Annotated in this window: 13 protein-coding genes; 11 read left to right on the top strand and 2 right to left on the bottom strand. The window is 67.3% G+C overall.

Features of this window, described 5'->3' with window-relative positions; all coding sequences use genetic code 11:
- The first annotated feature begins 25 nt into the window (after positions 1 to 25).
- The 5 genes from AB4120_RS15515 (at position 26) to AB4120_RS15495 (ending at position 7294) form a co-directional block, all read left to right on the top strand.
- A complete protein-coding gene (locus AB4120_RS15515; RefSeq protein WP_441642551.1) occupies positions 26 to 2455 on the top strand; it encodes a type VI secretion system Vgr family protein in 2430 nt (809 codons plus the stop codon).
- Positions 2456 to 2531: 76 nt separating this feature from the next.
- Positions 2532 to 2798: a PAAR domain-containing protein gene (locus tag AB4120_RS15510; RefSeq protein ID WP_149138423.1), complete on the top strand. Its 267-nt coding sequence runs from the start codon at positions 2532 to 2534 to the stop codon at positions 2796 to 2798.
- 8 nt (positions 2799 to 2806) lie between these two features.
- Positions 2807 to 6184, top strand: coding sequence for a DUF6531 domain-containing protein (locus AB4120_RS15505; RefSeq protein WP_441642550.1), 3378 nt, complete (start codon positions 2807 to 2809; stop codon positions 6182 to 6184).
- Entirely contained in the window at positions 6181 to 6807 is a 627-nt protein-coding gene (locus tag AB4120_RS15500; RefSeq protein WP_149138420.1) for a DotU family type IV/VI secretion system protein, read from the top strand. Before AB4120_RS15505 ends, AB4120_RS15500 begins: the two co-directional genes overlap by 4 nt.
- A 76-nt stretch (positions 6808 to 6883) precedes the next feature.
- Positions 6884 to 7294: an FKBP-type peptidyl-prolyl cis-trans isomerase gene (locus tag AB4120_RS15495; RefSeq protein WP_149138419.1), complete on the top strand. Its 411-nt coding sequence runs from the start codon at positions 6884 to 6886 to the stop codon at positions 7292 to 7294.
- Here AB4120_RS15495 and AB4120_RS15490 read toward each other — a convergent pair whose 3' ends face one another.
- Complete coding sequence (locus tag AB4120_RS15490; protein ID WP_149138418.1) at positions 7295 to 8833, bottom strand: sigma 54-interacting transcriptional regulator; 1539 nt, start codon at positions 8831 to 8833, stop codon at positions 7295 to 7297.
- Between the two features lie 256 nt (positions 8834 to 9089).
- Between AB4120_RS15490 and AB4120_RS15485 the strand changes: the two genes are divergently transcribed.
- The 3 genes from AB4120_RS15485 to AB4120_RS15475 all read left to right on the top strand — a co-directional run bounded on the left by AB4120_RS15485 (position 9090) and on the right by AB4120_RS15475 (position 11765).
- The gene (locus AB4120_RS15485; protein ID WP_149138417.1) at positions 9090 to 10481 is read left to right on the top strand and encodes a GntP family permease; all 1392 of its coding nucleotides are present in this window, start codon (positions 9090 to 9092) and stop codon (positions 10479 to 10481) included.
- A 15-nt stretch (positions 10482 to 10496) separates the two neighbouring features.
- Positions 10497 to 11291 carry a 3-hydroxybutyrate dehydrogenase gene (locus AB4120_RS15480; protein ID WP_149138416.1) on the top strand — a complete coding sequence of 265 codons (795 nt, stop codon included), beginning with the start codon at positions 10497 to 10499 and terminating at the stop codon, positions 11289 to 11291.
- A 162-nt stretch (positions 11292 to 11453) separates the two neighbouring features.
- The gene (locus AB4120_RS15475; protein ID WP_149138415.1) at positions 11454 to 11765 is read left to right on the top strand and encodes a hypothetical protein; all 312 of its coding nucleotides are present in this window, start codon (positions 11454 to 11456) and stop codon (positions 11763 to 11765) included.
- 66 nt (positions 11766 to 11831) lie between these two features.
- On the opposite strand, the gene AB4120_RS15470 is transcribed toward AB4120_RS15475, so the two are convergent.
- Positions 11832 to 12881: a squalene/phytoene synthase family protein gene (locus tag AB4120_RS15470; protein WP_149138414.1), complete on the bottom strand. Its 1050-nt coding sequence runs from the start codon at positions 12879 to 12881 to the stop codon at positions 11832 to 11834.
- Positions 12882 to 13194: 313 nt separating this feature from the next.
- Between AB4120_RS15470 and AB4120_RS15465 the strand changes: the two genes are divergently transcribed.
- The 3 genes from AB4120_RS15465 to AB4120_RS15455 all read left to right on the top strand — a co-directional run bounded on the left by AB4120_RS15465 (position 13195) and on the right by AB4120_RS15455 (position 15499).
- A complete protein-coding gene (locus tag AB4120_RS15465) occupies positions 13195 to 13428 on the top strand; it encodes a CDP-diacylglycerol pyrophosphatase (RefSeq protein WP_092293765.1) in 234 nt (77 codons plus the stop codon).
- A 148-nt stretch (positions 13429 to 13576) separates the two neighbouring features.
- Complete coding sequence (locus tag AB4120_RS15460) at positions 13577 to 14845, top strand: MFS transporter (RefSeq protein WP_392388558.1); 1269 nt, start codon at positions 13577 to 13579, stop codon at positions 14843 to 14845.
- Positions 14846 to 14908: 63 nt separating this feature from the next.
- Positions 14909 to 15499 (top strand): histidine phosphatase family protein, encoded by a 591-nt coding sequence (locus AB4120_RS15455; protein WP_149138413.1) that lies wholly within the window; start codon positions 14909 to 14911, stop codon positions 15497 to 15499.
- Positions 15500 to 15730 lie beyond the last annotated feature (231 nt).

The raw sequence follows: 15730 nt of genomic DNA, 5'->3' as shown, positions 1-15730 counted from the left end.
GACTGGTGATTGCAATAGGGAAGAAATGGCTACTGAATTCTTGAACGGCGTTGCCTCGCAGAATCGCACCGTGGCGATCCGCAGCGCCGCCATGCCCGAGGTGGCCGGCATACCGGCCCTCGAGTTTCTACAGGTGCATGGCACGGAGCGGCTTGGCGGACTGTTTGAGTACGAGGTTCAGCTCCGCACGCCGGACGACTACCAGTTGCCGCTGGCGGCGAGCGCGAACCTCGACCTGAAGGCGTTGGTTGGCAAGGAGATGACGCTCTCGATCCAGATCGACGGGAGCGGCAAGGGGGCCGGTGACCAGGTCGGACGTGGCGTGCGGGAGATCAGCGGGCTGGTCGTCTCCGCTGGCTACCTGCATCAGGAAGGACGCTACAACGTCTATCGCGTGGTGCTGCGGCCTTGGTTGTGGCTGGCCACGCTGACCAACGACTTCAAGATCTACCAGGACAAGACCGTACTCGAGATCATTGACGACGTTCTGGCTGACTATCCCTATCCGGTGGAGAAGCGGCTGGACGTGGGCAAGTACGCGCTGACGAGCGAATCCGAGCGTAATGATCCGCGCAAGTTCCAGGTCCAGTATGGCGAGACGGACTTCAACTTCATCCAGCGCCTGATGGAGGAATGGGGCATCTATTGGTTCTTCGAGCATTCGGACGGCAAGCACCGGCTCGTGCTGTGCGACCACATCGGGGCACACCGCCGCGTACGTAGCGAGGCCTATCACCAGATCGAGTATCACCCCAACGACGACAAGATCGATATCGAACACATCGCGGCGTTCTCCGTACACGAGGCACTGCGTACCGGCCGCGTGGAAGTGGACGACTACGACTTCACGCGCTCGCGAGCAAGGCTGCTGCAAGCCAATCAGCAGCCGCGTCGCACCACATGGGCCGACCGGGACGTGTTCGAATGGCCAAGTGACTTTACCGACGCGCGTCACGGCGACATGATCAGTCGTGTCCGCATGGAAGAAGCGCGCGCGGAAGGGGCGCGCGCGTTCGGCCATGGCAATGTACGCGGCGTGGCTTGCGGCGAGACCTTCGTGCTCGCCCGCCACGCGCACCGCGGCGCAAACCGCGAGTACCTCGTGGTGGAATCGAGGCTGACGCTGACGGAGGTTGCCGACGAATCGGGCGCCGGCTATCAGTACCAATGCCGGAACGAGCTGGAGGTGCAGCCGACCAGCGAGGTCTTCCGCATGCCCCGCACGACGGCCAAGCCCAATACGCACGGTCCGCAATCGGCGATCGTGGTTGGCCCGCCGGGCTCCACGGTCTGGACCGACGAATTCGGCCGCATCAAGGTGCGCTTCCTGTGGGACCGCTATGCGCGCAACGACGAATCGGACTCTTGCTGGGTGCGCGTGGTGCAGGCCTGGGCCGGCGCCAAGTTCGGCAGCATCTATATTCCACGCGTCGGTCATGAGGTGATCATCAACTTCATGAACGGCGACCCGGATCGGCCCCTGGTCACAGGCAGCCTCTATAACAATGCGACGCAGCCGCCTTGGGACCTGCCCGCCAGCGCCACCAAGAGTGGTTTCAAGAGCCAGACGCCAGGTGGGGGGCCGGACAACTACAACGGCGTCCGGTTCGAGGACAAGGCCGGGATGGAGGAGTTCTACCAGCAGGCCGAGCGCGATATGGTCAGCCTGACCAAGCGGAACGAGACCAAGACTGTCGGCATGGACCTGGCGATGGGCGTGGGTATGAACTTCAACCTCGGTGTCGGCGCACTCTATGCCACCAACGTGGCCGGCGGATCGGTCCACACGGTCGGCGCCGCTTACTCCATGAGCATCGGTGGCATATCGGCGGTGAACGTCGGCGGCGCTTCGACCTACTCGGTGGGGGGCGCATACCTGGTGAGCATCGGCAAAGCGATGGCCGTCAGTTCAGGCGAGGCCCTGTCGCTGACCTGCGGGGAAGCTTCGCTGACGATGGCCAGCGACGGAACGATCAAACTTGTGGGCAACAAGGTTGTCATCCAGGGCACGCAGTTGGACTTGAACCCGGGCGACGGCAAGAACAAGGGCGGCGGAGGCGGTGGCGGAGGAGGCTTCTTCGCGATCGGCCTGGCCGCACCGTCGGTACCGATCGTCGTGCCCATGCTGGGTCTTGGCGCTCGCGCCAATGGCAGGGGGATGCCCGGCCCGCCGGGGCCAACAGGGGCGACGGGGGCGACAGGACCAACAGGGGCGACAGGGGCGACAGGGGCGACAGGTTTGACTGGGCCAACCGGCTCGGCTGGGCCAACCGGGTCGACAGGGCCAAGCGGGCCAACCGGGTCGACAGGACCAGGCGGGCCAACCGGGTCGACCGGGCCAACCGGTCCGACTGGACCAACGCCCCCAACGCCTACGCCCCCCGCGCCGACGCCTACCCCACCCGCGCCGACGCCGCCTATTCCGACACCGACGCCAACGACGCCGGAGCCGTAACGGCGGAACGCGAAAATCTGTTCGCCCCGGAGACATCTGTCACTGGGGCATCACTCGATTCTGGAAGGACGCATATATGGGAGCGCCCGCTGCACGATTGGGAGACGCGATTGGCCACGGAGGGTCGATCACGTCGGGATCCGGCAATGTCTTTATCAACGGCGTGCCCGCCGCTATCGCGTGCGCGAGCAGTTGCTCGTGCTCGCTGCACGGGGGCGGATCGTTGGCGAAGGGATCGACCACGGTATTCATCAACAACATGCCAGCCTCGATGGTCGGCGGCGTGTCCGGCTGTGGCGCGCCGGTCGCGAATGGCTCCCCGAACGTATTCGTCGGTGGTTGAGGGCGGACATGTCGGCCATCAGTGAACTGGGCAGCCTGCTCGATGTGCTCCGGACGAAGGAGCTCGATGCCGTGGCAACCCGCCCCTTCGTCGGGCGATTTCATGGCCACGACGCGGAGCTCGCGGCGCGGTACGGCGTTCGTCGTGCACTGTCCGGGCTGCTCTGGGGCGATATCGATATCTTGGCCGGCGACAAGATCTGCCTGCCCGCGCACGAGACCGATTTCACGCTGCCGGCGCGACGGCCGCTGTGCTGGTCGCGCTTCTACTCCGGCGCACTGACGGCGGAAGGGGCGCTGGGCGTTGGCTGGCGCGTGCGTTGGGAGGTGACACTGCACCGCCAGGGCGACCGGCTGGTCTACACCGACGAACACGGGCGCATGATCGATGTGCCCCATCCGCAGCCGGGCGCGCGCGTCACGGTGCTGTCCGAACGCCTGCACCTGGCGTGCCTGTCCGATGGCACGATGGTCGTGGCCGATTTCGCGCCGTGCTATCGCGTCTTCGAAAAGTTCGATGCGCAGGGCATCGCACGGCTCAAGTACATCGAAGACTATGCCGGCGAGCGCATCGGCTGCATCCGGGACGCTTCGGGACGGCTGGACCGGCTTGGCAGCACGTGCGGTTACGTACTGCAGATGCACTATTCCGGCGACGGCCGACGCTTGTCCGCCATCGAGAGCGTTGGCAGCGGACCTGCGGGCAGGCTGGCGCACTATCGCTACGATGACGACGGACGGCTCGCCCGGATCGAGGACCGCACCGGTGCCACGACCCGGCGCTACGCCTATCGGGGCGGGCGTATGGTCGAACAGGTCGGCGCGCTCGGCGGCGTGACGCGCTACGTGTGGGAAGCCGATGGAGACCGCGCGCGCGTGGTTGAGCGCAGCACCGATGCCGGGGCACGCGAACAGTTCACGTACGACACCGCGTCACGCACCTGCGACGTCACCGATGTGTTTGGGCATACAGCGCGCTGGCGCTACGAAGCGCGTGGTTGTGTGGTCGGCTTTCGCGACTTCGATCGGCGCCAGTATGCGTTTCAGTACAGCCGCTCGCACTGGCCGGTGGCGCTGGAACTGCCGGGTGAGCGCCGCATCGTGCTCACGCTGGATAACCTGTCGCGCGTGGTCAAGGAGACGGATTCTTCTGGTCGATGGCGCCAGACCCACTACACCTTCAGCACGCTCGCACCGCTGATGGTGAAAGAATCCGCCGGCCAGAGCTGGGCGTGGATTCGCGATGACAGTCTCCAGCCGACGCAGCACCTCACGCCGGACGGCGAAGTGACCACGGTGTACGACGCGCACGGCTGGATCGTCCGCCGCACCGGCCCCGATGGCGCAACGGTTCAGCTTGAGCGGGACGCCGCCGGCCGGGTGATCCGGCAGACCGATGCGGCCGGGCGGACCTTCGACCTGACCTATGACGCGGACAGCCATGTCGCCGCACTGCGTGATGCGGCGGGCGGCATCACACGCTTCGAATGCAATGGCAACGGCTGGCCGCTCCAACTGACGCGCGCCGATGGCAGTTGTGAGCGTCATGGCTGGAACGCGCTCGGCCAGCGGACGCAGTATGTCGGTGCCGACGGCCAGGGCCGAACGTGGGAGCGCGATGGGCGCGGGCGTGTGCTGCGCGAGATCAATGAAGAGGGGCACGCCATCACGCGTGCCTATGATGCGCACGGCCGGCGCGTGCGTACCACAAGCGGCAATGGCGCGGCGCAGACGTTCGAATGGGACGCCGTGGGCCGCCCGAGCCGCTCGACCGACGAGAACGGCGTGACGCACGCGTACACCTACACGGACCGTGGCGCGCTCGCCGCGCTGACCGCGAATGCCGGCAGCCAGATGCGGCGCGAGGCATTCGCATACGACACGCTGGATCGTCTGGTGGGGCGGGACACCATGCACAGTCGCTATCGGTTCGACTATGCCGCCGATGGCCGGCTCCAGGCCGTGACACGCACGCCCACCCCCGAGGGCGAGGCCATCGGCATCGTAGAAACCTCCATCCGCTACACGCATGACGAGACGGGCCATCCCTTGTCCGAGGAAGGCCCGCACGGCAAGCTGCGCTATGGCTACGATGGCGCCGGTCGCCTGATTGGGGTGCTTCTGCCGCAGCAGCAGACCGTACAGATAACGCGCGATGACACGGGGGCGGTCACGCTGATCGGGATCGATGGCCAGCATGTCGCGGAGTTTGCCTTCGACGCAATGCAGCGCGAAGTGGTTCGCATGCAGGGCGACCTGCTCACTTATACGGGCTACGACGCCATCGGGGCGCCGCTGTGGTGGCGCGCGGTATTGCACAGTGAGACCGCCGAGCGCGAGATCGTAGCCGAAGATCTGCGGCTTTGGCGCGCGGTCAGTTACGGCGCCGGCGGGAAGGTGGTGCAGACCATCGATCATCGCCATGGCACCACGCACCTCGACTATGACCGCAGCGGCAATCTGCTGCGGCGCGTGACGGACGATCTCGGCATCGAACGCTTCAGCTGGGACGGTGCCGGCACGCAGCTGGACCCGTCGCGGAGCCTGGTCGGCCCGCTGCGGCGCGATGATCACCGGTTGACCGAGTTCGCAGGCTGGCGATATGAGTACGATGCTTGGGGGCGGGTGGTGGCGAAGTCCGGCAACCGCGACGCGACAACGCTGGAGTGGGATGCCGAAGACCACCTGATCGCCGTGCGTGTGCGCGACAAGCTTGTGCGCTACCAATACGACCCGCTGGGCCGCTGCATCGAGCGCACCGTGACGGTCCGGCAGGCGCCGGGCCGCGCTTTGCCGGCCACGCCGCCTCGCGTCACGCGCTTCGTCTGGCACGACGACACCCTGATCCAGATGATCGAGCCAGACCGCGTGCGGACCTATCTCTATGTGCCGGCGGGGCAGGGCTTTGGCGGCGACGTGCCATTGACCTGTATCGACCAGATGCTCGATGCCGGCGGGCAGCCCGGGAGTATGCGGTTCCTGCATTACCAAACGGATGTCGCCGGCACCGCCGTGGCGTTGACCGACGAGACGGGGGCGGAGGTCTGGTCTGGCCGCTATACGGCCTTGGGCCGCTTGCTGGCCCAGGGCGGCCTGGCCGCCACCCCCGGGCAGCCGCTGCGGCTCGCGGGCCAGTTCGCCGATGACGAGATCGGGTTGCACTGGCACGGCCGGCGCGTCTACGACCCCGATATCGGCCGGTACCTGAGCCCGGACCGGCGAGGCGGCGACGGCGTCAACCCCTATGCGTATCGGGCGCCCACGGCGAAGCCGGCGCTGTCGCTGCGTGCGCAAGGGCCCACCATGCCTGACGACTACTGGACCGTAGCGGATAGCGCGCGGCGGCACGCCATGGCCTCCTTCCGCGCGGAGAGGCAAGGGGGATGACCCACTACTGGGGAGGCAATCTCCTGCTCCATCTTGCCCAGCCGCTGTTCCGCATCCTCGACGAACTGTCGCCGGCGCTGAAGTCGATGGCGCGGTTGGAGTGGCTTAAGCGCGAGGCCCGCAAACAGCTTGTCTACCTGCAGCGGGCGGGCGCGGCGGTGAACCTGCCGCCCGAGGCCGTGGAGGCGGTGCGCTATTGCTTCTGCACCGCGCTGGACCAGGCAGGCAGCCGTGTGCAGGGCGCGTCGGGGAGTTGCCGGGGTGTCTGGCTGCAGGACAGCCTGCTGCGCGAGCACTACGGCAGCGCGGATACCGGGCAGCAATGCCGCACGTGGATCCTGCAACTGCGTGAAGCGCCGGAGACCGGCACGCACGCACTGGCCGTGATCGCGGCGCTGGTCGCTCGCGGGCTGCGGGACGAGCATGGCGCGCCGCTGCCAGATGCGGCGCCGCGCGTCCGGCCTCCGGTCCCGGCAGAGGTGGAGGCGCCGGTGCCAGCCGTGGTCGCCGAACCGGAGCCGAATAGCGCGATGCCGTGGCGCTGGATTGCCGTGGTCCTCGTTGCGCTGGTGCTGTCGCTCTCGCTCGCGCACGTCATCGTCGGGCTGTTCGTGGTCGGATGATGCCTCAGGTACACTGCCGGCTGGCATCGCGCGCTGCCGGCGCCAATTTCCAAACACACTGACACGACAGATTCCCATGAAGACTCTTTCCCTGATTCTTGCCGCCGTCACGCTCGCTGGCGCAGGCGCTGCCCAGGCCGCCGCTCCGGCTTCCGAGACGCTGCCGTCCGGCGTGGTGATCCAGCACGTGACCAAGGGCACGGGCGCTTCGCCCAAGGCCTCCGACACCGTCAAGGTCCACTACCGGGGCACGCTGACCGATGGCACGGAGTTCGACAGCTCGTACAAGCGCGGCCAGCCGATCTCGTTCCCGCTGAATCGCGTGATTCCGTGCTGGACGGAAGGCGTGCAGAAGATGCAGGTGGGCGGCAAGGCCAAGCTGACCTGCCCGTCGGCCAGCGCCTACGGTGCGCGCGGCGTGCCGGGTACGATTCCGCCGAACGCCACCCTGAACTTCGAAGTGGAACTGCTCGGTATCGGCGGCTGATCAGGTCGTCGGAGCCGGTTTCAGCGCCGCGAGCTTCTTGTAGAACGCGGCGCGGCTGATGCCGATGCGGGCGGCGGCATCGGCCACGCGGCCGCCGCAGGCGTCCAGCGCCTGTTGCAGGAAGACGGCCTCGAAGCCGGCCATCGCCGCCGCGTAGGTTTGCGGTGGAGGCTCGGGCAATGCCGGCGCCGTCGGCGCGTTTGCAGGCGTGTATGCAGGCGTGTCTGTCGGCGCGACTGTCGACACCTCTGCCACCGCGGCGGGTGCTTCCAGGCTTGCCGGCACCAAGGCCGCCGGCAAACGGCGGTCCAGCAGCGGCGCCAGCGTGGCCGCGTCGATCGAATCCTCGTCGCACAGCATGACCACGCGCTCCAGCACGTTGTGCAGCTCGCGCACGTTGCCGGGCCAGTCATATTCCCCAAGCAGTTGCAAGGCGTCCTGGCGCAGGCCAGGCGGGTTGCGATCGGCCTTGATACACAGTTCCTCGATGATCGCGTTGGCCAGCAGCAACAGGTCGGCCCGGCGCTCGCGCAGCGGCGGCAGTTCGATCGTCAGGACATTGAGCCGGTAATAGAGGTCCGCGCGGAACTTGCCCGCCGCCACCAGTGCGGGCAGGTCGGCCGAGGTGGCCGCGATGATGCGCACATCGGCGCGCACGATGCGGTTGGAGCCGAGCGGCTCGAACTCCTTGTCCTGCAATGCCCGCAGCAGCTTGCTCTGGAGCAACAGCGGCATGTCCCCCACCTCGTCGAGCAGCAGCGTGCCGCCGTTCGCCAGTTCGAACTTGCCGACGCGGCCCTTGCGGTCCACGCCCGTGTAGGCACCCGGTGCCGCGCCGAAGAACTCCACTTCCAGCAGTGTCTCGGGGATGGCCGCCACGTTCACGGTGACAAGGGGCTGCTCGGCACGCGTCGAGCCGGCGTGGATGCCATGCGCGAGCAGCTCCTTGCCAGTGCCCGTCTCGCCGAGCAGCAGCACCGGCGACTCCACCCGCGCGGCGCGCCGGGCCTGGCGCTTGACCTCCTGCGCCGCCGGGCTGGTGCCGATGAAGCTGGCGAAGGTGTACTTGGCGCGGCGGGCCTGGTCGAGCGAGCGGCGCGCGGCGGCCAGTTCGGCCTGCACGCGCGAGTAATGGGCGAACAACGGCGTCAAGGACTTCAGTTCGTCGAACAGCGCGAAGCCCACCGCGCCGATCGTGCGCCCGTCGTCGTCCTTGATCGGCAGGCGGGTGACGATCATCGTGTCACTGTCGGTCTCGAGGATGTCCAGCAGGATGGGCTTGCCGGTGGTCACCACCTCGCGCATCAGGCTGTTGGGAATCACCTGCTCGCAGTCGCGGCCGATGGCTTCCTGCGGGTTCGAAAACCCGAAGCGCGCCGCGTAGCGCTTGTTGATCCAGACCACGCGCGCGTGGTCGTCCACCACGAATGTGCCTTCGCTGAAATTCTCGAACGTGCGGAACAGCGAGGCCATGGCGCGACGCGCCACGTAGTCGTAGTCCAGCAGCAGGGCACCGCCCGGCTCCGCTATTTTCTGCATGCTGCCGATCTCGTTGTCTCGATGGGGAGACGGCGAGTGTCTCACAAGCGAGATTTGCATGCCTCGATCGCACGCAGGAATCCACGAATCGAGATAAATACGCCCATAAGTGATGTATTGACCGCATATGATGTATGGCACACATCCTGCACACTCCTGCCGCCCCCGATGCCTGACAAGCCAGGGGTAATCCGCGCGCGACGGTCCCCCATGGCCGGTCAGCAGCGTCGGTTCAAGAACAAATTCTGGAGACCTCATGTCTTTTGTCGTGGTGATCGCCGCCCTGGCGTTCCTGATGTTTGCCGCCTATCGCGGCTACAGCGTCATCCTGTTTGCACCGCTGGCGGCGCTTGGCGCCGTGCTGTTGACCGAGCCGTCCGCCGTGGCGCCGGTGTTCTCGGGCATCTTCATGGAGAAGATGGTCGGGTTCGTGAAGCTCTATTTCCCGGTGTTCCTGCTCGGCGCGGTGTTCGGCAAGGTGGTCGAGCTGTCCGGCTTCTCCGAGTCCATCGTCGCCGCGGCCATCCGCTATATCGGCCGCTCGCGGGCCAACGCGGTGATCGTGACGGTCTGCGCGCTGCTGACCTATGGCGGCGTGTCGCTGTTCGTGGTGGTCTTCGCCGTCTACCCGTTCGCCGCCGAACTCTATCGCCAGAGCAATATTCCGAAGCGGCTGATGCCGGGGGCGATCGCGCTGGGCGCGTTTTCGTTCACGATGGACTCCCTGCCGGGCACGCCGCAGATCCAGAACATCATCCCGAGCAACTTTTTCAAGACCACGGCGTGGGCCGCGCCGGTGCTGGGCGTGATCGGCTCGCTGTTCATTGTCGCGGTGGGCCTGAGCTACCTGGAATGGCGCCGCCGCTCGGCCGCCGCGCGCGGCGAGGGCTACGGCACCAACCTGCGTAACGAGCCGCAACGCGTGGAAGGCGGCAAGCTGCCGCCGCCGTGGCTGGCCATCCTGCCGCTGATCGTGGTGGGTGTGTCGAATTTCTGGCTGACGCGGATGATCCCGCTCTGGTATGGCGAGGCCAATAGCGTCTCCTTGCCGGGGCTGGCCAAGCCGATCGAGACCAAGATCGCCAGCGTGACGGCGATCTGGGCGGTGGAGGCTGCGCTGCTGCTGGGCATCGTGGTGGTGCTCGTCACCGCGTTCGACGCCGTGCGCGATCGCTTTGCCGAAGGCACGAAGGGCGCAGTCGGCGGCGCGCTGCTCGCCTCGATGAACACGGCGTCCGAGTACGGCTTCGGCGGCGTCATCGCCGCGTTGCCCGGCTTCCTCGTGGTCAGCGACGCGCTGCGCAGCATTCCCAATCCGCTGGTCAACGCGGCGGTGTCCGTCAGCACGCTGGCCGGCATCACCGGTTCCGCCTCGGGCGGCATGAGCATTGCGCTGGCCGCGATGTCCGACACGTTCATCCAGGGCGCGCAGGCCGCCCAGATTCCGCTGGAAGTGCTGCACCGGGTGGTGTCGATGGCCAGCGGCGGCATGGACACGCTGCCGCACAACGGCGCGGTGATCACGCTGCTGGCGGTCACGGGGCTCACGCACCGCGAGTCGTACCGCGACATTTTCGCCATCACCGTGATCAAGACGCTGGCGGTGTTCTTCGTCATCGCCGCGTTTTACCTGACCGGCCTGGTCTGACCCCCGGAAGCCATCATGAGCAATCTGAACCATTCCACCCATCTGCAAGGCAAGACCGCCCTGGTGACCGGCTCCACCAGCGGCATCGGCCTGGGCATCGCCCAGGCGCTGGCCGAGGCTGGCGCCAATATCGTACTGAACGGCTTTGGCGATGTGGACGCGGCGCTGGCCAGCCTCACGGCGACTGGCGTGCAGGCGATCCACCATCCGGCGGACATGCGCAAGCCCGACGAGATCGCGGCGATGGTCGCCGCGGCGCAGGCGCGTTTTGGCGGCGTGGACGTGCTGGTGAACAACGCCGGCATCCAGCACGTGGCGCCGGTGGAGGCGTTCCCGGTGGAGAAGTGGGATGACATCCTCGCCATCAACCTGACCTCGAGCTTCCATACGATCCGCCACGCGCTGCCCGGCATGCGCGCCCGGAACTGGGGCCGCATCGTCAATATCGCGTCCGTGCACGGGCTGGTGGGCTCGGCGGGCAAGTCGGCCTACGTGGCGGCCAAGCACGGGCTGGTGGGCCTGACCAAGGTCACGGCGCTCGAGACGGCCGGTACCGGTGTCACGTGCAATGCGATCTGCCCGGGATTCGTACTGACGCCGCTGGTGGCGCAGCAGATCGCGGACATCGCGGCGCGGGACGGCATCTCGACCGAGGCGGCGCAGGCCCGGCTGCTGGCGGACAAGCAGCCGTCCGGGCAGTTCGTCACGCCGCGCCAACTGGGCGGGATCGTGACGATGCTGTGCTCGCCCCTCGGCGACGAGGTGCGCGGGGCGGCCTGGGCGGCGGACGGTGGCTGGACGGCGCAATAAGGGCGTGAAGCGCGGGGCGTGCGCGCCGTTGGTGCACCGCTCCAGTGCTTTACAACAATTCACGTGCGAATGCCATGGCGCTTTGGCGCCCATCGGGCTAGGCTTACGCTTGGCACGTGCGTCCTGGACGCGCGATCTTTTACATCCCGTCAGGAGGCATCGATGAAGTCCATCACCATGGTATTGGCTATTGCAACGTTGGTTCCGGGCGTCGTGCTCGCGGCAGGCCCGGCGAACCCCGCCGACCGCTACGACTACAACATGCGGACCACGAACAAGGACGGCTACGTGCCCGATCCGGCCCGTGCGACCAACAAGGACGGCTACGTGCCGGACACCGCCCGCGCGGGCGACAAGTTCGACCCGTACACCCAGGGCGCCAAGCAAAGCACGGCATCGGCGCTGACCGACAGCAAGAGCAAGACGAAGAAGACCAAGGCGCCCAAGAAGGCGCCGGTCGAGGCCGCGAAGTAACGACTCGCTCGCCAAAGCAAACGGCCCGCCTTGCGCGGGCCGTTTGTTTTTGGGACCCGGTTGTCCTCAGGCCAGCCGGGCCTCGATGCGCGCTACCAGCCCTTCCATCCAGCCCCGCAGCGCGGTATCGACCATGACGCACGGGAGGCTGCCCGCCAGCACCCGGTAGACCTTGCCGCGCTGGACCTTGGAGACACGCGCCGGGTCGAGCCAGGCGTCGTTGTCCACCAGCAACAGCAGCGTTTCCAGTCCGATCAGGATCGGCCAGATGCAGGCCAGCCGCAGCCGCACGGCGGTGCGGGGGATGGCCAGCGTGTAGGCGATGGCTTCGCGGAAATGGTCGAGCGCCACGCGCACGCCCTCCGCCAGCATCGGCCGGGCGCGGTGGCTGTTGGCCGGGTCCAGCAGGTCCTGCGGCGACAGCCCATGCCGGTCCAGCAGCTCGGTCGGCAGGTAGCACCGGCCAATGCGCAGGTCCTTGCCGCAGTCGCGCAGCACGTTGACCATCTGCAAGGCCTTGCCGAAGCGCACGCCGCGGCGCAGCATCAGGTCGGCCGGCGCCGGCAGCGTGCCCGGCTGATGCCGGACCGTCATCGTGGTCCAGAATTCGCCCACGCAGCCGGCCACCAGATAGGTATAGCGGTCGAGATCGGCCATGGCGGGCAATGCCGCCACCTGCCCGGAGCCTTCGTCCGGGAAGGTGCGCAGGTCGAGTTCCATGCCCTCGGTCAGGGTGGTCACGATGCCGCGCACGGCGGTGCGGTCGGCGTCGGGCAGCTGGTCGAGCACGTCGAGGGCCGGGCCGATCGACTCCAGCAGCACCTTTTCGTCCGACAGGGTTTGCTGGCTGGCGACCTCGGCGGCCAGTCGGCGGACCAGCTCGCCCCCGTCATCGGCACCGTTCACGCGGGCGCGCAGCGCCAGCAGCAGCGCCAGCCGCTGCGGCGGGGGAATCAGCGCCGTATCGGCGATGGTGTCCGCCGCGCGGGCCAGCAGGTAGGCGAGCCCCACGGGGTCGCGCATGCCGGCGGGCAGGATGCGCAGCGTCAGGTAGAACGAGCGGGACACCCCCTTCAGCAGCGGGCCGAGCAGGAAAACCCGGTCAGGAATTGGCATAAAACGATATAGGACGGTGAAGGCGGATTGGGCGCGTTGGGCGGTTTGGGCGGGCCGGAGAGGTGGCGCAGGCGCATTGTAGCCGCCCGCGCGGGGCCGCCAGACCGCCCGGATCGCGTCGCCAGGGCGGCAGCGTGGCGCGCGCGCCACGTCAACATGGCGCCACACCGCCCGCAAAGCCAGTGCCGGCGCGGCAGTCTCTCCCAATGGGACGCGCACCATACATGTGCGCGTGGCTGTCATCACGTGGTCATGGCAATGTCACGCCGATCCGCGCATAATTTTCGGCATCTGGGCTCTAGGAACTGCGTTGATGCAAGTCACGATTCGAACCACGACGATTCCCGGATCGCCCGACAGGGCGGCGGTGCACCGGGCGGCTGTCTACCCCAATACCGAGGAAGACGCCTCGCCGCTGATGGTCAGCGCCTGGACACAACGCGAGCCGGAAGCCTTTCTGGCCGCGCAACGCTGGGCCATCAGCCAGGCGTACCACATCTCCAATCCGCGCACGGGAACGTTCTACGGCGGCCGCTCGGCCCGCTGATGTTCTGGGCGCCAAGGCCTTAGGCTGCCCTCCAGGTTTCGCCAGGCGGAATGGCGTGCCGTAATTCGCACGATTTATTGCATTCCTGCGAATACCGAGCGAACCGCGCGCGTAAAATGGCCGGCTGCTCCCCCGACAGCCACGAGTCATCGCGTTGCAACGCCCTCATATTTCGACTTTCCCCGAGGAAAGCCCCAGCACGACGCCCGACGCCACGGCCCGGCGCGGCATCACGTTTCTCACGTTCGCCTTTATCCTGAGCCAGTTCTATCGCAGCTGCCTCGCGGTGATCGCGCCTGAACTCCAGCACGACTTTCAACTATCGCCGGCGGGCTACGGGGCCTTGTCGTCGTGTTTCTTCCTGGCTTTCGCGGTGGCGCAGATTCCGGTGGGGCTGGCGTTCGACCGTTACGGGGTGGGCCGTCCCACGGCATGGCTGCTCGGCGTTGGCGCCGTATCCGGCATCGCCTTCGCGGCGGCGCCCAGCGCCACGGTGGCCATGCTCGCCCAGATGGGTCTGGGCCTGGCCTGCGCGCCGGTCTTCATGGGTCTGCTCCATTACGCGTCCGAGCAACTCTCGGAAAGGCAGTACATGCGTGTGGTCAGCCGCTCCAATGCGCTGGGCATGGTTGGCGCGCTGTGCGCCACGGCCCCGCTGGGCTGGGCCTCGCAGCACGTGGGCTGGCGGCCGGCGATGGCGGCATCGGCAATCTTCATGGCAGCCGTCTGCTATGGCGTCTGGCGCGTGGTGCGCGACGAGGGCCACGCCGAGGCGCGCAATGTACCGATGGGTGCGATGCTGACCGACAGCGCGCGGCTGCTCGGCATGGGCTCGCTCTGGCTGCTGATTCCGATGTGCGTGGCGATGGCCGCCGGCACGGCGTTCCGGAACGCCTGGAGCGGCCCGTATCTGGCCGATGTCTATCATCTGAACGCCGGCACGCGCGGCGTGGCGCTGACGCTGTTGAGCCTGGCGGGCTTCCTGACCGCCTTCCTGCTGCCGGTGCTGGTGCGCGGCACGTCCCTGAAGGCGACCATCTTCGGTTGGGGCACCCTGTCGATGGTGGGCGGGCTGCTGCTGTGGGGCTGGCCGGACAGCGGGATAGTGTCCGGCGTGGGCCTGATGGCGCTGCTGTCGACCATCGGCATGTTGCATCCGCTGGTCATGGCGCAGGGCCGCGCGCTGATCCCGGCGCCGTCGCGCGGGCGCGGGCTGGGCGTGCTCAATACCTTCGTCTTCCTCGGTTCCGCGCTGACCTCGTGGGGCTTCGGGCTGATCGCCAACGTCGGTCACACGCGCCAATGGCCGGAAGCCGATTCCTACGGGGCGATTTTTCTCACGGCGGCCGTGCTGGTGGGGCTGGCGCTGGTGCCGTACGCCTTCAGCCGGACCTCGGCCGCTGCCCAGCCGCGCTAGCTCCCGGGCAGCGTGGCCGCAGGTGTCCTATCGTGGATGGGGCGCATTGCCAGGGAGGCCGCCATGTTCCGTATTCCGCTTGTCAGCACGCTGTCGTTGGTGGCGTCCGGATGGTGTGGCGCGGCCGCGATGGCGCAATCCGAGCCGATACCGCTGGAGGCGTTGCGACATCCCAACGTGGTGGTGGTGCTGCGCCACGCCAGCGCGCCGGGCGTGGGCGATCCGAAGCATCTCCGTCTTGGCGATTGCGGCACGCAGCGCAACCTTGACGAACGGGGTCGCCGCCAGGCGGCAAGGCTTGGCGCAGGCTTTCGCGCCGCCGGCGTTCGTCCGACCCATATATATAGCAGTGCGTGGTGCCGCTGCCAGGACACCGCGCGGCTGATGAACCTGGGCCCGGTCCAGGTGCAGCCGCTGCTCAACTCGTTCTTCGAGGCGGACCCCGCCGCACGGACCGCCCAGACCGAGAAGCTCTCCCGCCTGATCGATGGTCTGGACCCGCGCGGCGGGCCCTATCTGATGGTCACGCATCAGGTTGTGATATCGGCGCTGACCGGTCATGGTGCCGACAGCGGCGGCGGCGTGGCGATCGAACTGCCTTCGGCCGGCAACCCGCGCCGGACGCACATCCTGCCCGCAACGGGCCTGGAATGATGGAAGACGAAGCCGCGCTGCGTTCCGCCATGCGGGAGGCCGCCGGCCCACGGGCGAACAATGTCCGCAATGCGCGTTTTCCCTGAGAAATTTCTCAAGTTTCTGCTACCCGATGCCGTTAGGTCATCCAATGTCCGGTCTTGCGACCATTCGCGCGACGGGGCACCGGAGAGAGAGCGGCCGGGCGCCATGCGGGCGCGCACGGTCACCCACCAGTGTGCAATCAGGTAG

The organism is Cupriavidus sp. 2KB_3 (assembly GCF_052115685.1).
Lineage (GTDB): Bacteria > Pseudomonadota > Gammaproteobacteria > Burkholderiales > Burkholderiaceae > Cupriavidus > Cupriavidus campinensis.
The sequence above is the reverse complement of the archived record's forward strand: the minus strand, read 5'-3'. Positions and strand labels throughout refer to the sequence as shown.

Excerpts from the sequence above, each read along its gene's own strand:
- AB4120_RS15515 (WP_441642551.1), top strand. The coding sequence starts at position 26 with ATGGCTACTGAATTCTTGAACGGCGTTGCCTCGCAGAATCGCACCGTG.
- AB4120_RS15510 (WP_149138423.1), top strand. The coding sequence starts at position 2,532 with ATGGGAGCGCCCGCTGCACGATTGGGAGACGCGATTGGCCACGGAGGG.
- AB4120_RS15505 (WP_441642550.1), top strand. The coding sequence starts at position 2,807 with ATGTCGGCCATCAGTGAACTGGGCAGCCTGCTCGATGTGCTCCGGACG.
- AB4120_RS15500 (WP_149138420.1), top strand. The coding sequence starts at position 6,181 with ATGACCCACTACTGGGGAGGCAATCTCCTGCTCCATCTTGCCCAGCCG.
- AB4120_RS15495 (WP_149138419.1), top strand. The coding sequence starts at position 6,884 with ATGAAGACTCTTTCCCTGATTCTTGCCGCCGTCACGCTCGCTGGCGCA.
- AB4120_RS15490 (WP_149138418.1), bottom strand. The coding sequence starts at position 8,833 with ATGCAGAAAATAGCGGAGCCGGGCGGTGCCCTGCTGCTGGACTACGAC.
- AB4120_RS15485 (WP_149138417.1), top strand. The coding sequence starts at position 9,090 with ATGTCTTTTGTCGTGGTGATCGCCGCCCTGGCGTTCCTGATGTTTGCC.
- AB4120_RS15480 (WP_149138416.1), top strand. The coding sequence starts at position 10,497 with ATGAGCAATCTGAACCATTCCACCCATCTGCAAGGCAAGACCGCCCTG.
- AB4120_RS15475 (WP_149138415.1), top strand. The coding sequence starts at position 11,454 with ATGAAGTCCATCACCATGGTATTGGCTATTGCAACGTTGGTTCCGGGC.
- AB4120_RS15470 (WP_149138414.1), bottom strand. The coding sequence starts at position 12,881 with ATGCCAATTCCTGACCGGGTTTTCCTGCTCGGCCCGCTGCTGAAGGGG.
- AB4120_RS15465 (WP_092293765.1), top strand. The coding sequence starts at position 13,195 with ATGCAAGTCACGATTCGAACCACGACGATTCCCGGATCGCCCGACAGG.
- AB4120_RS15455 (WP_149138413.1), top strand. The coding sequence starts at position 14,909 with ATGTTCCGTATTCCGCTTGTCAGCACGCTGTCGTTGGTGGCGTCCGGA.